14 protein-coding genes are annotated in these 16,107 nt (G+C 43.8%); 6 read left to right on the forward strand and 8 right to left on the reverse strand.

Features of this window, described 5'->3' with window-relative positions; all coding sequences use genetic code 11:
- The first annotated feature begins 68 nt into the window (after positions 1-68).
- The 3 genes from ACED60_RS05990 to aroG all read left to right on the forward strand — a co-directional run bounded on the left by ACED60_RS05990 (position 69) and on the right by aroG (position 2,442).
- Complete coding sequence (locus ACED60_RS05990; protein WP_012600340.1) at positions 69-401, forward strand: type II toxin-antitoxin system RelE/ParE family toxin; 333 nt, start codon at positions 69-71, stop codon at positions 399-401.
- Positions 388-702 carry a DNA-binding transcriptional regulator gene (locus ACED60_RS05995; RefSeq protein WP_009845645.1) on the forward strand — a complete coding sequence of 105 codons (315 nt, stop codon included), beginning with the start codon at positions 388-390 and terminating at the stop codon, positions 700-702. The genes ACED60_RS05990 and ACED60_RS05995 overlap by 14 nt, the downstream gene beginning before the upstream one ends.
- 687 nt (positions 703-1,389) lie before the next feature.
- Entirely contained in the window at positions 1,390-2,442 is a 1,053-nt protein-coding gene (gene aroG / locus ACED60_RS06000) for a 3-deoxy-7-phosphoheptulonate synthase AroG (RefSeq protein ID WP_009845644.1), read from the forward strand.
- A 120-nt stretch (positions 2,443-2,562) separates the two neighbouring features.
- Here aroG and ACED60_RS06005 read toward each other — a convergent pair whose 3' ends face one another.
- The 3 genes from ACED60_RS06005 to ACED60_RS06015 all read right to left on the reverse strand — a co-directional run bounded on the left by ACED60_RS06005 (position 2,563) and on the right by ACED60_RS06015 (position 6,802).
- Entirely contained in the window at positions 2,563-3,996 is a 1,434-nt protein-coding gene (locus ACED60_RS06005) for a phosphomannomutase CpsG (RefSeq protein WP_371727132.1), read from the reverse strand.
- Positions 3,997-4,012: 16 nt separating this feature from the next.
- Positions 4,013-5,548: a mannose-1-phosphate guanylyltransferase/mannose-6-phosphate isomerase gene (locus ACED60_RS06010; protein WP_371727165.1), complete on the reverse strand. Its 1,536-nt coding sequence runs from the start codon at positions 5,546-5,548 to the stop codon at positions 4,013-4,015.
- 141 nt (positions 5,549-5,689) lie between these two features.
- On the reverse strand, positions 5,690-6,802 hold the full coding sequence (locus tag ACED60_RS06015; RefSeq protein WP_009845641.1) for a mechanosensitive ion channel family protein: 1,113 nt from the start codon (positions 6,800-6,802) through the stop codon (positions 5,690-5,692).
- A gap of 184 nt (positions 6,803-6,986) precedes the next feature.
- Here ACED60_RS06015 and ACED60_RS06020 point away from each other — a divergent pair, with 184 nt between their 5' ends.
- Positions 6,987-7,643 carry a TrkA family potassium uptake protein gene (locus ACED60_RS06020; protein WP_017098401.1) on the forward strand — a complete coding sequence of 219 codons (657 nt, stop codon included), beginning with the start codon at positions 6,987-6,989 and terminating at the stop codon, positions 7,641-7,643.
- 27 nt (positions 7,644-7,670) lie between these two features.
- Positions 7,671-9,038, forward strand: a complete 1,368-nt coding sequence (locus ACED60_RS06025; protein WP_371727133.1) for a TrkH family potassium uptake protein — start codon at positions 7,671-7,673, stop codon at positions 9,036-9,038.
- A gap of 115 nt (positions 9,039-9,153) precedes the next feature.
- Here ACED60_RS06025 and msrB read toward each other — a convergent pair whose 3' ends face one another.
- Positions 9,154-10,296 (reverse strand): peptide-methionine (R)-S-oxide reductase MsrB, encoded by a 1,143-nt coding sequence (gene msrB, locus ACED60_RS06030; protein WP_371727134.1) that lies wholly within the window; start codon positions 10,294-10,296, stop codon positions 9,154-9,156.
- Positions 10,297-10,492: 196 nt separating this feature from the next.
- Here msrB and ACED60_RS06035 point away from each other — a divergent pair, with 196 nt between their 5' ends.
- Positions 10,493-10,891, forward strand: a complete 399-nt coding sequence (locus ACED60_RS06035) for an OsmC family protein (RefSeq protein ID WP_371727135.1) — start codon at positions 10,493-10,495, stop codon at positions 10,889-10,891.
- Positions 10,892-11,034: 143 nt separating this feature from the next.
- Here ACED60_RS06035 and ACED60_RS06040 read toward each other — a convergent pair whose 3' ends face one another.
- From ACED60_RS06040 to phnW, 4 genes are all read right to left on the reverse strand, one after another.
- Positions 11,035-12,096, reverse strand: a complete 1,062-nt coding sequence (locus ACED60_RS06040; RefSeq protein ID WP_371727136.1) for an OmpA family protein — start codon at positions 12,094-12,096, stop codon at positions 11,035-11,037.
- A 351-nt stretch (positions 12,097-12,447) separates the two neighbouring features.
- The gene (gene phnX, locus ACED60_RS06045) at positions 12,448-13,266 is read right to left on the reverse strand and encodes a phosphonoacetaldehyde hydrolase (RefSeq protein ID WP_009845635.1); all 819 of its coding nucleotides are present in this window, start codon (positions 13,264-13,266) and stop codon (positions 12,448-12,450) included.
- 97 nt (positions 13,267-13,363) lie between these two features.
- A complete protein-coding gene (locus ACED60_RS06050) occupies positions 13,364-14,803 on the reverse strand; it encodes an aspartate aminotransferase family protein (RefSeq protein WP_371727137.1) in 1,440 nt (479 codons plus the stop codon).
- Positions 14,803-15,906, reverse strand: coding sequence for a 2-aminoethylphosphonate--pyruvate transaminase (phnW, locus tag ACED60_RS06055; protein ID WP_371727138.1), 1,104 nt, complete (start codon positions 15,904-15,906; stop codon positions 14,803-14,805). The genes ACED60_RS06050 and phnW overlap by 1 nt, the downstream gene beginning before the upstream one ends.
- Positions 15,907-16,107: the final 201 nt, after the last annotated feature.

Raw genomic sequence — 16,107 nt, forward strand, 5'->3', positions numbered from 1 at the left:
GAAAAGTCATAACTACGTTAATCACGTATAGTTTTGCTATGTGTACGTCACTTGCGTATACTCTGTGTATGAAAAGTGTATTTGTCGAATCGACCATATTTGAAAAGTACCGTAATGAATATCTCAGCGATGATGAGTTTAGGCTTTTTCAAGCTGAGTTAATGTCTAACCCAAAACAGGGGGACGTGATTCAAGGTACAGGTGGTTTGCGAAAGATTCGAGTTGCAAGTAAAGGTAAGGGCAAGCGTGGCGGCTCTCGTGTTATCTATTACTTCCTCGATGAAAAGCGTCGTTTCTACTTGCTGACAATTTATGGCAAGAATGAAATGTCCGATTTAACTGCAGATCAAAAGAAACAATTAAAGGCTTTTATGGAGGCGTGGCGTAATGAGCAATCGTGACCTATTTGCAGAGTTAAGTACTGCTCTTGTTGAGGCTAAAGAGCATTCAGAGGGTAAACTCACTCTTAAAACTCATCAAGTTAACGATATCAGTGAGTTAGATATTTCACCTAATGAAATCGTGAGTATCCGTGAACAGTTTAATATGTCGCGTGGTGTGTTTGCGCGTTTACTGCATACATCATCCCGAACATTAGAAAACTGGGAACAAGGGCGTAGCGCACCAAATGGACAAGCTGTGACCCTTCTAAAATTGGTTCAGCGTCATCCGGAAACTCTTTCGCACATCGCTGAGCTATAACAAATAAGGGCTAGGGTGTTGCGCAGCCAACACTAAATCCCGAGTGTTGAACAAGCCCGAAGCCACTTTATTAAATAAATTGTGTAATTGAGTTTGAAGGGCACATCGCTTTGAGGCTTTTCACAAGACGATCGAGGCCAAGGTAAGGTCGCGATAGCAATCTTATCAACCAGTTAGCTGTTCTTCGTTTCTTTCGTCGTCACATCTTCTGTTGTTTCGCCTGTACAATTCTCCATATACCGTTCCTGCGCAGAAATTGCCAAATTTGATCGGTTCTATTCTTCGATGAGTAACATCCAAACCAAGGTTGTGGTGCTAGTTCCCATTTTTTCTCTATGTGACGAAAAGTCTTTAGCTCTCTATTTTTTGTGTATGCGTTTTGTAAAGGCTGTAGTGTGGTAAAGAGCTTTTATCTATCGTTGCGTAAGACATTATCTAGCCAGGATAGTTTGAAGAGCTGTGTTCTTACTGTGTCTGATAACTGCACGATCGATAACGTGTAAATAATGTTATACAGGGTGTTTTAAATATAAAACACAAAATAAATTGCGTTTTTTTTTAATTAGTGATTGAAACTGTGGTTTTTACTAGTTAAGTTACAGGGAACAAGAAGATAAATGCTGATGGAAAGTGACGTGAGATAACGTGCATTCAGCCTCAAGGATAGAAAATAGGAAGAAGTAAGCAATGTTCCAGACTGATGATGTAAGAATTAACAAAGTAAAAGAGTTATTACCCCCTGTTGCTGTTTTAGAAAAGTTTCCAGCGACAGAAATTGCTTCTTCTACAACCTTTGAAAGCCGCAAAGCGATCCACAATATTTTAGAAGATAGCGATGATCGCTTACTTGTTATTGTTGGCCCATGTTCTATTCATGATACAGAAGCTGCGCTTGAGTACGGTAAACGTTTGAAAGTGCTACGCGACGAACTAGGCGATAACCTTGAAATCGTAATGCGTGTTTACTTTGAAAAACCACGTACCACTGTTGGCTGGAAAGGCCTAATCAATGACCCGTACATGAACGACACGTTCAAACTAAATGACGGTCTTCGTCTAGGACGTAAGTTACTACTTGACCTAACTGATATGGGAATGCCTACGGCGAGTGAATTCTTAGATATGATTACGCCGCAATACGTTGCTGACCTAATCAGCTGGGGCGCAATTGGCGCACGTACGACAGAATCTCAAGTTCACCGTGAACTGGCTTCAGGCCTATCTTGCCCAGTTGGCTTCAAGAATGGTACGGATGGCAACATCAAGATCGCAACAGATGCAATTCGCTCTGCAAGTGCTTCGCACCACTTCTTGTCGGTAACTAAATACGGTCACTCAGCGATCGTTGAAACCGCAGGTAACCCTGATTGTCATATCATCCTACGCGGTGGTAAAGAGCCAAACTACAGTGCAGAGCACGTTGGTAAGATTAAAGAAGAGCTAGAAGCTTCAGGTCTTCCACAGAAGGTGATGATTGACTTCAGCCACGCGAACAGCTCAAAGCAGTTCAAGCGCCAAATGAACGTTTCTGATGACGTAAGTGCACAGATCTCAGGCGGTGACAAAGCCATCTTTGGTGTGATGATTGAATCTCATCTTGTTGAAGGTCGCCAAGATTTAGTTGACGGTAAAGCGGCGACATACGGCCAATCTGTTACTGACGCATGTATCGGTTGGGAAGATACTGAAACAGTACTTCGCCAACTAGCAGATGCTGTTGAAGCACGTCGTAACAAATAGACTGATTATTGCATATTACAGTCGGCGATTAAGCTGCTGAAAATTCAAAGCCCTTATTAGCAATCGCTAGTAAGGGCTTTTTTGTGGATTTTAGTTTTAAACGGAAAGCGCCTTGGACTCTTAAATAAGAAAAGACAGTAGCTCGTCGACTTTAAGTGATAGCAAAGCTCTATCTTGTCTGGTTTCTACATTAAGGCGTATTAATGGCTCGGTATTAGACTTTCTTAAGTTGAAGCGCCATGTGTCCATATTCATGCTGATCCCGTCTGTGTGATCGATCTCAACGGCATTATCTCGGTAGTGCAATAACACACAAGCCATGACTTCCTCTGGGTTGGATACTCTGCGATTGATCTCTCCGGATGAGGGGAATCTATCCATACTTGCGCTCGTCAGTTGGTAAAGAGACTGTTGGGTTTTCGACATTAGTTCAATAACCAGTAGCCAAGGAATCATTCCTGAGTCGCAATATCCAAAATCACGAAAATAATGGTGTGCGCTCATCTCACCACCGTAGACCGCATTCGTTTCACGCATCTTCTCTTTGATAAGTGCGTGTCCCGCTTTAATCCCAATCGCTTTTCCACCACGTTTGTAAGCGATTTCAATTGTGTTCCATGTCATGCGCATATCGTGTAATACAGTGGCGTTCGGCTCTTTTAACAAAAATGCTTCAGCGAGCAACCCGACAATATAGTAACCCTCAATATAATTGCCTTTTTCATCAAAGAAAAAGCAGCGGTCAAAATCACCATCCCACGCAATACCAAGATCGGCCGAGCTTTGTAAAACGGCGTCTCTGGTGGCTGTTTGGTTTTCTTTAATCAATGGGTTCGGAATGCCATTAGGGAATGTTCCGTCAGGAGTATGGTGAACCTTGATGAAGGTGATCGGAATATCGAGCGTGGCAAAGCGAGCTTCTAAATCATCAATAATACGCCCTGCGACACCGTTCCCTGCGTTCACCACAATTTTCATAGGTGAAAGCTCAGAAGGAGATATATAAGAGAGTAGGTGGTCTACATAAGGGGCGAGAATACTGGTCGATCTACTAGAGTTACTTGGTTGTGCATGAACGAACGGTAAATTGCAGTTCAGCTCTTGATTAAGCTCTGCAATGCGTCGTTTGATTTCATCTAACCCACTGTTTTTACTTATCGGGCTAGCGTCCAAGCCGACCAATTTCATTCCGTTGTAATTAATTGGGTTATGGCTTGCCGTAATTTGGATTCCGCCAATGGCGCCAATGGCGCCAAGGTGGCGAGTTGCAAAGTAGACTTCTTCAGTCCCTGTCATTCCAAGATCAACGACGGTTATTCCAGACTCGATTAAGCCTTTGGTCATGGCTTCTTGTAATGAAAGGGACGTTTCTCGGTTATCACGACCAATCACCACTTGAGCCAAGCCATCGAATGAGGCTTCAGGTGTCGTGGATAGGGCGTATTCTCCAAATGCTTTTCCAAGCAGGTAGGTAAACGGTTCATTGATTTGCTCACCAATGATGCCGCGAATGTCGTTGTTCTTAAAGCAGCTAAGATCTAATGTTGGTTTCATTGAATTGTCGCCGCTTCTATTTCGATTCGTTGTTCTGAGGCGGACAAGCTTGTTCGCTTCGAACATCTCGCCCATAGCTGTCTTGATATCGAATGATATCGTCTTCACTTAAGTGACAGCCAGTTTGAACCTCAATCATTTCAAGAGGTGTCTCGCCAGGGTTCTCTAAGCTGTGTATGTGACCTAACGGAATGTAAGTGGATTGATCTTCTTCGATTAGATACGTTTTCTCATCGTTGGTTACTTTCGCAGTGCCAGCCACGACTACCCAATGTTCTGCTCTATGGTGATGCATTTGCAACGAAAGCCTATGGCCAACGTTGACTGTAATGCGCTTCACTTTGTCTCGTTTGCCTAGATCGATCACGTCGTATTTACCCCAAGGCCTAAAGACCTCGCGATGATGGACATGTTCCGTTCGACCAGCCTGATTCAGTTGGCTAACAATCGACTTAACACTTTGAACTTTGTCTTTGTTCGCAACCAATATTGCATCTTTAGTTTCGACAATGATCAAATTGTCGACACCTACAGTCGCGACCAGCTTATTTTCCGCATGAATGTAGTTGTGTTGAGAATCGACGGTTAATACATCACCTTCAATGACGTTATTGTGCTCATCTTTGTCGCTTACATCCCAGATAGCAGACCACGAACCAATATCATTCCAACCAACGTCCATCGGGATCACTGCGGCGTGTGAGGTCTTCTCCATCACGGCATAATCGATAGAGTCACTTGGGCTATTTTTGAATGCTTCTGCCTCGATACGGATAAAGTCGAGGTCGGTATTTTGTTTTGAAAGAGCTAACTGACAAGCCGCTAATATTTCTGGGTGGTGTTTAGAGAGTTCTTCAAGGTAGCGGGATGCCTTAAACATGAACATGCCGCTGTTCCACAAGTATTGCTCTGAACGTATGTATTCTTCTGCAGTTGCTTTATCAGGCTTTTCTATGAAGCATTCAATGGTGTAGGCATGATGGACTGATTGCACTGTAGTGTTGGTTTCTATTTGCAGGCTAGAGGGAAGTGGTTGGCCTTGTTTGATATAGCCATAACCAGTCTCTGGAGCATTCGGGGTTATACCGAATGTCACCAGTTTGCCTTGTTTTGCGTAACCAACACCACGGCTAATTGTTTGTTGAAATTCAGAGGTTTTAGCGATGTGATGATCGGCCGCCAACACTAATAAGATAGGGTCAGATTCGTTCGATTTTTTATCCACTGATTTGCTTAGAGCCTGTAGGGCAGCAAGCGCAATAGCTGGGGCTGTATTTCTACCGACAGGCTCTAAAAGGATTCCACTGTGTTGGATTTTAGTGGCGCGAACTTGTTCAGCGGCAATAAAGCGGTGTTCTTCATTACAGATAATGAATGGAGTTGCGCACTTGCTATCCGTTAGATAGTCCTCAAGACCTTGCAGGCGTTGAAGTGTTTGCTGAAGCATCGACTGTTCGCCAGCAATATTGAGAAATTGCTTAGGGTAAAGTTCGCGAGACAGAGGCCAGAGGCGACTTCCGGAGCCGCCAGCTAGGATCACAGGTAAAATCATAGAGTGGTAATTAGGTGTATTTGAATACTGGCGCCATGTTACCACGCTTCACTCTGTTTATTTATCGATAACCAGTTTACTTATCGATAACCCATCGACTTAACGACAAGCTATAAACGATAAGCAATATAGATGTGCTTCTTAATGACCTTCTGAGTTGGAAATGACCATACCTTGAGCTTCGCCAAAATCTTGAGGATCGATCTTGAGTGTTTGTGTTGGGAAGGCGATATCAGCATTGTGCTTATGAATAATCGCCAACACCTGCAGCAGGACATCTTGCTTAACTTCGTGGTATCTCACCCAGTTAACCGTTTTGGTGAAGGTGTAGATAAAGAAATTAAGGGTTGATGGACCAAACTTATCAAAGTTAACGATCAGCGTCTGTTTTGCATCAATGTCAGGGTGTGTTTCGAGCATGGATCTAACTTCATCAACAATTAGAGCCAGCTTGTCTGCATCTTGATAACGAAGCCCGAAGGTTTCATTGATTCTGCGATTCAACATTCTTGATGGGTTCTCCACCACAATGTTACTGAATACCGAATTTGGCACGTATAAAGGTCGCTTATCAAAAGTGCGAATGATGGTCATGCGCCAACCAATGCGTTCGACTGTACCTTCGATTTGGCGGTCTGGTGAGCGTATCCAATCACCGACTTTAAAAGGACGGTCGAAGTAAATCATCATGCCGCCAAAGAAATTCGACAGTAGATCCTTTGCTGCCAAACCGACGATTAAGCCACCCACACCACCGAAGGTGAGTAAGCCAGATAGGCTCAGACCAAATGCCTGCATGATGGTCAGGCCGCCCATCACCATAAAGAACAAGCGAGCGACTTTAGCGATAGCTTGTACTGTGGTTTCGTCTCTGGTTTTTTGTTCTAAGACGTACGCTTCAGTGTTGGTGATCATTCGCAAGGTAAACCAAACGAAGGTACAGATAATCAATATGTGCTTAAGTGTTTTTAACCAATTAATTTCATTACCAAACTGGTCTTGAAGGATTAACCCCACAGAGACAGTTGCAGGCCAACACCAGAGTAACGTACTGACAGGTGTTTTTAGTGCCTCTAGCAGTAGGTCATCCCAGTGGAATGGGGTTTTCTGAACCAGAATTTCTAAGCGATTATGGATAATTCGCCAAGCGACCCAAGCGAGAAAGCTCGCAATAGTGATGAATAGGACGCTGTTTGCCCAATCACTATGGCTCTGGTTAATGTAGGTTTGTACTTGGGTTATGAATTCATTCATTGTGTGTACTGCCGCAGAAATAGTGGGTTAGAAATTAGCAGAAATCACTTTTGTTCTCTACCTTTATAAATCAAGCGATTAGCTGACAATTGTATCTCTATATGGATATATAGTCGTTTTTTTGTATGAAGACAATTTCATTATTTGTTTTCGATGCTACGTAGCTTTGTAAGTGGAGTAATAAATGAGTGACAAACAATATGCAGTTATTGGCTTGGGACGTTTTGGTCTCTCTGTTTGTAAAGAGCTACAAAGTTCAGGCTCACAGGTACTCGCCGTTGATATTGATGAAGAGCGAGTGAAAGATGCGGCGGCTTTTGTTTCTCAAGCGATTGTTGCGAACTGTACAAGCGAAGAGACAGTTAAAGAGTTAAGGCTCGATGAATACGACATGGTGATGGTGTCGATTGGATCTGACGTTAATTCCAGTATTCTCACAACGTTGGTCGTTAAAGAATCAGGCGCAAAAGCAGTCTGGGTGAAGGCGAATGATAAGTTCCACGGCAAGATTCTCTCTAAGATTGGTGCTGACCACATCATTATGCCCGAGCGAGACATGGGTATTCGTGTCGCGCGTAAAATGTTGGATAGACGCGTTCTTGAGTTTATCGACCTTGGCAGTGGCTTAGCGATGACGGAAATCGTTATTGGTTCTAATTTGTTGGGTAAGAAACTTGGTGACCTTAAGCTGTGTAAAGAAAATGGTGTTGAGGTACTTGGCTTTAAGCGAGGCCCGAACTTAACGAAAGCACCAGAACTGGATGTGAGTTTAGAAATTGGGGATGTGGTGATCATCGCTGGGCCGAAAGAGACTTTATCTAGAAAGCTACGCAATTGGTAATTGGTAATTGGTAAGTAAGGTAACAGTATGAATTCGGTAAAACGAAAAGGTACTTTCTACACCCTTAAAAGTGATAAGAAGCAACGCAAAGGCTCTGAACCTAAGATTATCCTTACGAGCTTCTTAGGTGTTCTTATCCCCTCAGCAATCTTGCTGACGCTGCCTGTGTTCTCGGTGACAGGGCTAAGCTTTACGGATGCACTGTTTACTGCCACGTCAGCGATCAGTGTGACAGGTTTAGGTGTTGTCGATACTGGTCAGCACTTCACCTTGGCTGGAAAAATCTTACTGATGTTCTTGATGCAAGTTGGTGGGTTAGGGCAGATGACCCTGTCTGCGGTACTGCTCTATATGTTTGGTGTCCGATTAAGCCTTAAACAACAAGCATTGGCAAAAGAAGCACTTGGACAAGATCGTAAGATTAACCTTCGTAAGTTAGTGAAGAAGATCATCATCTTTGCATTGGTGGCGGAGTTTGTTGGGTTTGTGTTGCTCTGTTTCCGTTGGGTTCCAGAAATGGGATGGGCAACGGGAAGCTTTTATGCACTCTTTCACGCTATATCTGCATTCAATAACGCAGGCTTCGCGCTGTTTTCAGACAGTATGATGAGTTTTGTTGACGATCCACTGGTGATATTTACATTAGCAGGTTTGTTTATTTTTGGTGGACTTGGTTTTACAGTCGTCGGCGACTTATCGAGTAACTGGCGTAAAGGTTTTCGACACCTACATTTACATACCAAGATTATGTTAACAGCGACACCAGCGCTGTTGTTGGTGGGCACGGTGATGTTTTGGTTATTGGAGAGAAGTAACTCAGCGACGATGGAGGGCTTGTCGACACAAGGGCAGTGGCTGGCGGCATTTTTCCAGTCAGCGAGTGCTCGTACTGCTGGTTTTAATAGTGTGGATTTGTCTCAGTACACTCAGCCTGCATTGTTGGTGATGATAGTACTGATGTTGATTGGTGCTGGTTCAACTTCAACTGGTGGTGGTATTAAGGTTTCGACATTTGCGGTCGCTTTTGTAGCAACTTGGACATTCTTACGTCAGAAAAAGCATGTAGTGATGTTTAAACGTACTGTGACCTGGCAAGCTGTAACAAAGTCATTGGCCATTATTGTGGTAAGTGGAGCACTGTTAACCACCGCAATGTTTTTGTTAATGCTCACTGAGCAAGCCGCGTTTGACCGCGTGATGTTTGAAGTGATTTCTGCTTTTGCAACCGTCGGTCTAACAGCGGGACTCACTGCAAATCTCACTGAGCCGGGCAAATACATTATGATTGTGGTGATGGTAATCGGACGTATTGGTCCTCTCACTTTGGCGTACATGTTAGCTCGTCCAGAACCTTCTTTGTTGAAATACCCAGAAGATACGGTGCTAACAGGTTAGTAAGGTTAACAGGCTAAGTTAACCCTTCTTGTTAGTGCGTTAGAAAAACAAAGCCAGCGAATATGCTGGCTTTGTTTTTTAGAGGTTCAGAGGTTTATAGTCAGTTTCTGAGTTCTTAGCCTTCGAACATTTCTACATATTCTTCGTAGCCTTCCTCAGCCAATTTATCTGCTGGGATAAAGCGCATAGCGGCTGAATTCATGCAGTAGCGTAAACCTGTTGGCTTTGGACCATCTTTAAATACATGCCCTAGGTGAGAGTCACCAAATTTACTGCGAACCTCTGTTCTTGGGTAAAGTAGCTTGTAGTCAGTAGTTGTTACCACATAAGCTTCGCTGATTGGTTGTGTAAAGCTCGGCCAACCTGTACCTGACTTGTATTTGTCTTTTGAAGAGAACAAAGGCTCACCCGTTACGATATCAACGTAAATACCTTCTTGCTTGTTATCCCAGTATTTGTTGTCAAATGGGCGCTCTGTTGCGTCGTCTTGTGTGACATCGTATTGCAGTGAAGTTAGAGATGCTTTGATCTCTGCATCAGACGGCTTGGTGTATATTTTAGCATTAGCTGTCGCATTTTTGCCATCGATGATTTGGCGGATCGTTTTCGGATTTTCTTTTCTATCATCACCGAAGATTTTATCTAGGTACTGATCACGACCAGAAGCGTAGCGGTAGTAGTTATAACGAACCTTACTCTTCTTGTAATAATCTTGATGGTATTCTTCTGCTGGCCAGAATTTTTCAAACTTAATCAGCTCTGTTTTTAGTGGCTCACCAAAGATCTGAGCTTTGTCTATTTCCATCATGAAATTCTGAGCAACGTCTTTTTGCTCTTGGTTATGATAGAAAATAGCAGGTCGATATTGAGGACCTCTATCTACGAATGAGCCTTTATCATCGGTTGGATCGATGTGTCTGAAGAATTGGTCAAGTACCTGCTCATAGCTAACTACATCTGGATTGTAAGTCACGTTGATCACTTCGATGTGTCCAGACTTACCCGAGGAAACTTGTTTGTAGGTTGGATTTTCTAATTCACCACCGGAATAACCAGAGATAACGTCAGTGACGCCGGTCAGTTTTTCTAGGTCGGATTCTGTACACCAAAAACAACCACCAGCCAGTGTCGCGATTTCACTTTTACCTGAATCCATCGCTTTATCCATTGTATTGGCAGTGCCAGTCTGGCTTACAAATAGCGAAGTCAGTGGTAGTGCAACCACGAGTGATACCAATATTTTAGATAATTTATTCATAGATACCTCATCTTGACGTTTTCTCATTCGATTTTGAATGTACGAATAGAGACAGGGTTTAGATGGAAAAAATTACACTATTCATGAAAAAAATATCTCAAACAGAAAATCTTGCTCATAAATGCTACCAGTAGTAGGGTGTCCATTATTGATATAATAGATAATGATGGCGGTTTCCGTACATCTAAGGAACAACATGCAAGCAGAAGTTAAATGGGTCGAAGGCTTTAAATTCCTAGGTCAATCTCAATCAGGTCACTCTGTCGTTATGGATGGCAGTGGCGGTGCTACCGCGCCAAGCCCTATGGAAATGGTGTTAATGGCGGCTGGCGGTTGTAGCTCTGTTGATGTGGTTGATGGCTTGAAATTTGCAGGCCAAAGCATCACAGGCTGTAATGCAAAACTTGAAACGACACGTCGTGAAACGGCACCAAAAATTTTCACTGTAATTAATATTCATTTTGAAGTATCTGGTGATGATCTTGATCCCGAGCTTGTAGCTAAGGTCTGTGCGGATTCATTAGAAAAGTACTGTTCAGTATGCTTAATGCTGGGTGCTGGTGTAGAGGTGACCCACAGCTGGGAAATAGTCTAGTCTCTGATTGTACAGTTTGGCGGTAGACTGATTTTTACGGCTTCTACTTATAGCTGACGGCATATGGGGAGAGCCTGATAAAGAAAAGGGCGGAGCACTTGAAAGTGCTCCGCCCTTATTATTTTAATTAAGGTAGAGTGCTATTATTCAGCGGTTTCTACGATAACTTCTTCCATTTGCGCTTTTTCTTGGTATTCGAAGCTTGGGATCGTTGCGTCAACACGACGGTTTTGCGCACGACCTTCAGCTGTAGCGTTTGATGCTACAGGGTTTTCTTCCCCTTCACCTGAAGCTGTAATGCGGTCCGCTTCAATGCCTTGCTCTTCAATGTATGCGGCTACAGCAGCAGCACGCTTCTTAGAGATCATCATGTTGTACTCTGCCGCACCTGTTGAATCAGTGTGACCAACAACATTAACTGATGATTGAGGGTGAGCTTGCAGTACTTCAACTAATGGCATTAATGCAGTTTTGCCTTCTGAAGATAATTCAGTGCTGTTTGTCTCAAACATACCTTGAGAGAAGCTTTCAGTTTTCGCTTTAGTAACCACAACTTCTTCTTCAACAACAACGACTTCTGGTTCGGCAATTGGCTCTGCAGGAGCCTGTGTTACAACGGCTGCAGAAGCGGCTGCTGCTGAAGCCGTTGTGTTACCTGTACCAAAGTTGTAGCTAAGGCCAACGGTAACAAGGTTAGAGTTTAAGTCTTGCACGAATTTATCATCGAAATCATCGAAGTATTGATATTCAACACGCAGTGCCCAGTCTTCAGCGAATTGCTTTTCAGCACCGATACCAAGAGACAATACTACGTCATCTTCGTCATCGTGCATGATGTAAGCTGGGCCGGCTTTGAAGAAGATATCAAATTTTTGTTGGATAGCGAGTCGATACATAGGGCTCAGAGAGATAGCGACGATTGAATCACTATATTGCTTCAAAGTTCCTGTGCTATTAAAGCTTGTATCGTAGTCTCCTAGGTAGTCTGCGCTCAGTTCAAGAGCAAACTTGTCAGAAAAGTTGTAGCCACCGTAAAGGCCACCCGCAACAGAATCATCTTCGCATTTAACGCCATCGACACAGGCACTATCTAGCCAACCCATGCCCACTTTTGCACCAACATAAGTGGTTGCAGCAATAGAAGGAGCTGCCGCTAAGCCGGAAGCTGCGACGACAGCACACATGATTTTAGAAAGTTTTTTCATAATCTTATCCTTGGATTAATTTTTATTGTTATCTGAACTGGCCTGGAAAGCGATAACTTACTGGCTAAGACACTGCGACCGTAAGTAAATCAAGGCGTTGATTCAGGTAGAGCTTTTAAAGTACTACTAATATATTGTTAGTCTGATTGCGTATGATAGTCAATCGGATTGTTGGTATTCATAGTTTTCAAGGCGCTATTTATAGCTTTTTTGTTGATCAATTGTTGTCTTAAATGTTGGAAACAATGAAACCTCGTATCATTTTAAGGCGGTACGAGGTTTCATCTTTTTGTGTGAACGGATTATTTGGCTACATAGTCTGAGTTGTAGGGGGGAGCGGAGCTTTAGCTGTTACGGGCGCTCACCGGCTAACAAACGCTTTTCGATATCTGCAATCACTCTAGGTAAGTCGGCGATGGTATCGATCAGGTAGTGCGGGTTTGATTTGTTTAGCTTAATGCTTGCTTTTTCTCGCGCAACTGCAAGTGTCGCTTCGTCGGCATCCACATATTCTTGGTAGGTTAAGCCTGCTTCGTTGCCTGATAGTACAAGGCCTACTGTCCACATGCCTGCGTTGTGGCCTTCATCGATACCCGGTGCTGCGTCATCCACTTTCACACACGCAGCGACGTTCGTCACACCTAGGTCAATGACGTTTTTAAGTGCCATGAATGGAGCAGGGCGACCGCCTTGCGGTAAGTCGTCAGTTGCAACTACGTTGTCAGGAAGATAACCGTAATCTGCTGCAGCTGGAATTAGTACGTCCATCACCTCTCGTGGGTAACCAGAACAAGAGCCGATTTTTACGTTCTTTTCTTTTAAGTTATTCACGACTTCAATCGCGTTTAAAATTGGTGCTGCGTGGTCTGCTACTTTTGCTTTCTGAAGAGGCATGAATGCCGAGTAGATCGCATCAACGTCTTCACTGGTCATCGAGCGTCCGAATTGAGCATTCCAACGAGCGTCGACAGCTGGAATTCGACCAACCGCTTGGATGTGGTCCCATTTGCCGATACCCATAGGTTCACGCGCTTCTGCTAAGTCGATATCAAAGTCGAAACCTTGTCTGAATGCTTCAACGAAAATGCTGGTTGGAGCAAATGATCCAAAATCAACGATAGTGCCTGCCCAGTCAAAGATAACCGCTTGGATAGGTGATGTCGTGTTCATAATAGTGTCCTATTTTTGTGTCACTCCCAGTTCAAGTTATTGGAAGGACGAATGATTGTTTTAGCTTATTGGTTTAAATGTTGATTTAGATAATGAATTAAAGGTATTCAAAATCTTTGCAGACTTTTGCTATCGCATTTTCGAATATAGACAGAGCGACTTCTAGTTCACTGCGGCTGATGATCAATGGCGGGCTCAATTGAATCACGTTACCTTGTGACACCTTAAAGCTCAGGCCATCGTTCAGACATTGATAAAGTACGGCTTCTGCTTCATCGAACGCTCGGGTTTTGGTGATATGGTCGGTGACCAATTCCACCCCCCAGAGCAGGCCGATGCCGCGAACGTCACCAATGACTGGGTACTTATCTTTCATTTGAAGCAGTTGTTCACGTACAAAAGCGCTGTCTTCTTGCACTTTTTCAAGTAAATTTTCTTGCTCAATCACTTCCATGGTGGCGAGTGCTGCCGCGCAACCAATTGGGCTTTTTTCGTGGGTGTAGTGACCAAGAGATACTTGCGCTGCCGTGTTGTATTTGTCTTTAGTGATCATGGCTGCGATTGGAACTAAGCCGCCGCCAAAACCTTTACCGATACAAAGAATGTCAGGTTCGATATCAAAAGCTTGGTGAGTGAACCATTCGCCACTGCGACCCATACCGTTTGGAATGTCGTCGATGATCAACATGACGTTATGCTTATCACAAATCTCACGGATGCGCTTCCAGTAAGCTTTGCTTGGTACTTGCACGTCTGTGTTACGAACTGCTTCTGCAATGAAGGCACCAATGCCACCTTCTTTTTCAATCACATACTTAAGGTAATCGGCGTAGTGAACATCACGTGCGGTCTCGTTCGCATCGCCGGAGTTTTGCCCGCAAAGCGAAAAAGAGTCATTGAGCGGGAAAGCACCACGATAGGAAACCGCTGGTGGAATACGTTCTACGCCAGCCATTAACGGCCCCATGCCTTCGCGGAAACACGCTTCGCCACCCACTGAAATCGCATCAAGTGACGCGCCATGGAATGAATCCCACAATGACACTACTTTGAAATTGTTGGTGACATGGCGAGCTAGTTTGAGCGCCATGCCGATCACTGATGTGCCACCGGGAGCAAACAACACGCGATTCAAATCACCACCGCAGATCTGTGTGAGTTTCTCAGCACACTGAACCGCAGTTTCATTGGTGAAGCGACGTGGTGAAAATGGCAACGACGCCATTTGCTGAGTCACTTTATTAATAATGTGTGGGTGGCCATAACCAAGTTGATGAACATTGTTACCGTGAAAGTCCATGTACTTTTTGCCCGTCGCATCTTGAATATAGATGCCTTCGGCTGCTTCAAGTGTGTCTAGGCAAGGCGTTGACATGGCTTGATGAAGAAACACGTCAGAGTCACGCTTTAACATCGCTTGAGTCGCATCATCGTTTAGCGATTCGTTCCATTTTTCGCGTGCTGGTGTGGTGTTCACATCGCCTTCGCTTCGAAAGTACGTTGCCTTTAGAACTGGCTCTTGATTGGTCGTTGTCATTATTTGATGTCCCAGTACATAGCGTTTTTCACTGCGCCAATGAGAGCTTCAATGTCTGACGGATACACTTCACCGATGTTACCGATTCGGAAGCAGTCTGCGTTTGAAACCTTGCCCGGGTAAATCACAAAACCTTGTTCTTTCAAACGGTCATAGAATTCCTTGAATTGGTAATCGCTATGAGTTGGAGAATAGAAAGAAGTAATGATAGGTGAATGAAGATCATCATTAAGCAGTGGCTCAAAGCCAAGAGAGCGCATACCTGCAACCAATGTGGTTTGGTTGGTTTGGTAGCGATTATGACGAGCTTCGATGCCACCTTCTTGCTCCAATTCAAGTAGAGCTTGGTAGAAAGCACGCACTGTATGAGTTGGAGAGGTGAAGCGCCATTTACCATTGTTGCTTTCCATGCAGTGCCATTGGTCAAACAGGTCAAGGCTTAATGAACGAGCTTGGCCTTTGCATTTTTCCAGTTCCGATTGCTTCGCAATAACAAAGCCGAATCCAGGTACACCTTGAATGCATTTGTTTGCCGAGCTGATCATGTAATCGATACCTAAGTCAGCAATATCCATAGGGATGCCACCAAAACTCGACATCGCATCTAGAATGACGGTTTTGTTGTGCTGTTTTGCCAATTTGGCGATGTCTTCGATTGGATTCAACATACCCGTAGTGGTCTCACAGTGCACAATCGCAACGTGAGTAATGTCTGAATCCATAGCCAATGCCGTTTCCATTTCGTTCAAGTCAGGCTGTGATGTTTCACCTGGGGAAACGACATGGCATGGAATGTTTAAATATTCTGAGATTTGAGCAATACGAGCACCATACGCACCGTTGTCAACAACAAGAAGCTTGCCGCTTTTAGAGATAACGCTACCGATTGTTGCTTCAACTGAAGCGGTGCCGCTACCTTGCATTAGTACGCTTGTATAACCCGTTTGCTTAGTCGCCAAAGTCACTAGCTTGCTACGAATCACTTCAACAACGTCTTTGTTGTATTCATCATCCCAAGTACACCAATCTTTTAGCATCGCTTGGCGAACGGTTTCAGAAGTAGATAGAGGACCCGGTGTCAGTAGTAGGTATTCGTTTCTCATGTTCAATTCTCGTGATTTGTATTCTGGACTATACCAATATTTGCAGTTACTTTAACAACCAATTTAAACGGTCGTAAATAGCCCAAACGTTATTTTCACAAAAGCTTCACATTCAAATTTGTCACTTGTGTTGAGAAATTTTCCGATCTTTAAATTGCCATTTTTTGTTCATTTAACCGTCATAAAAGTCGATTAGGTTAA

The sequence above is a fragment of the Vibrio sp. 1F279 genome (assembly GCF_041439815.1).
In the GTDB taxonomy this organism is placed as follows: Bacteria; Pseudomonadota; Gammaproteobacteria; order Enterobacterales; family Vibrionaceae; genus Vibrio; species Vibrio tasmaniensis_A.

Coding starts and splice junctions, on each gene's coding strand:
- phnX (WP_009845635.1), bottom strand. CDS start 13,266: ATGAACACGACATCACCTATCCAAGCGGTTATCTTTGACTGGGCAGGC.
- ACED60_RS06040 (WP_371727136.1), bottom strand. CDS start 12,096: ATGAAAAAACTTTCTAAAATCATGTGTGCTGTCGTCGCAGCTTCCGGC.
- aroG (WP_009845644.1), top strand. CDS start 1,390: ATGTTCCAGACTGATGATGTAAGAATTAACAAAGTAAAAGAGTTATTA.
- phnW (WP_371727138.1), bottom strand. CDS start 15,906: ATGAGAAACGAATACCTACTACTGACACCGGGTCCTCTATCTACTTCT.
- ACED60_RS06015 (WP_009845641.1), bottom strand. CDS start 6,802: ATGAATGAATTCATAACCCAAGTACAAACCTACATTAACCAGAGCCAT.
- ACED60_RS06005 (WP_371727132.1), bottom strand. CDS start 3,996: ATGAAACCAACATTAGATCTTAGCTGCTTTAAGAACAACGACATTCGC.
- ACED60_RS06035 (WP_371727135.1), top strand. CDS start 10,493: ATGCAAGCAGAAGTTAAATGGGTCGAAGGCTTTAAATTCCTAGGTCAA.
- ACED60_RS06050 (WP_371727137.1), bottom strand. CDS start 14,803: ATGACAACGACCAATCAAGAGCCAGTTCTAAAGGCAACGTACTTTCGA.
- ACED60_RS06020 (WP_017098401.1), top strand. CDS start 6,987: ATGAGTGACAAACAATATGCAGTTATTGGCTTGGGACGTTTTGGTCTC.
- msrB (WP_371727134.1), bottom strand. CDS start 10,296: ATGAATAAATTATCTAAAATATTGGTATCACTCGTGGTTGCACTACCA.
- ACED60_RS06010 (WP_371727165.1), bottom strand. CDS start 5,548: ATGATTTTACCTGTGATCCTAGCTGGCGGCTCCGGAAGTCGCCTCTGG.
- ACED60_RS05995 (WP_009845645.1), top strand. CDS start 388: ATGAGCAATCGTGACCTATTTGCAGAGTTAAGTACTGCTCTTGTTGAG.
- ACED60_RS05990 (WP_012600340.1), top strand. CDS start 69: ATGAAAAGTGTATTTGTCGAATCGACCATATTTGAAAAGTACCGTAAT.
- ACED60_RS06025 (WP_371727133.1), top strand. CDS start 7,671: ATGAATTCGGTAAAACGAAAAGGTACTTTCTACACCCTTAAAAGTGAT.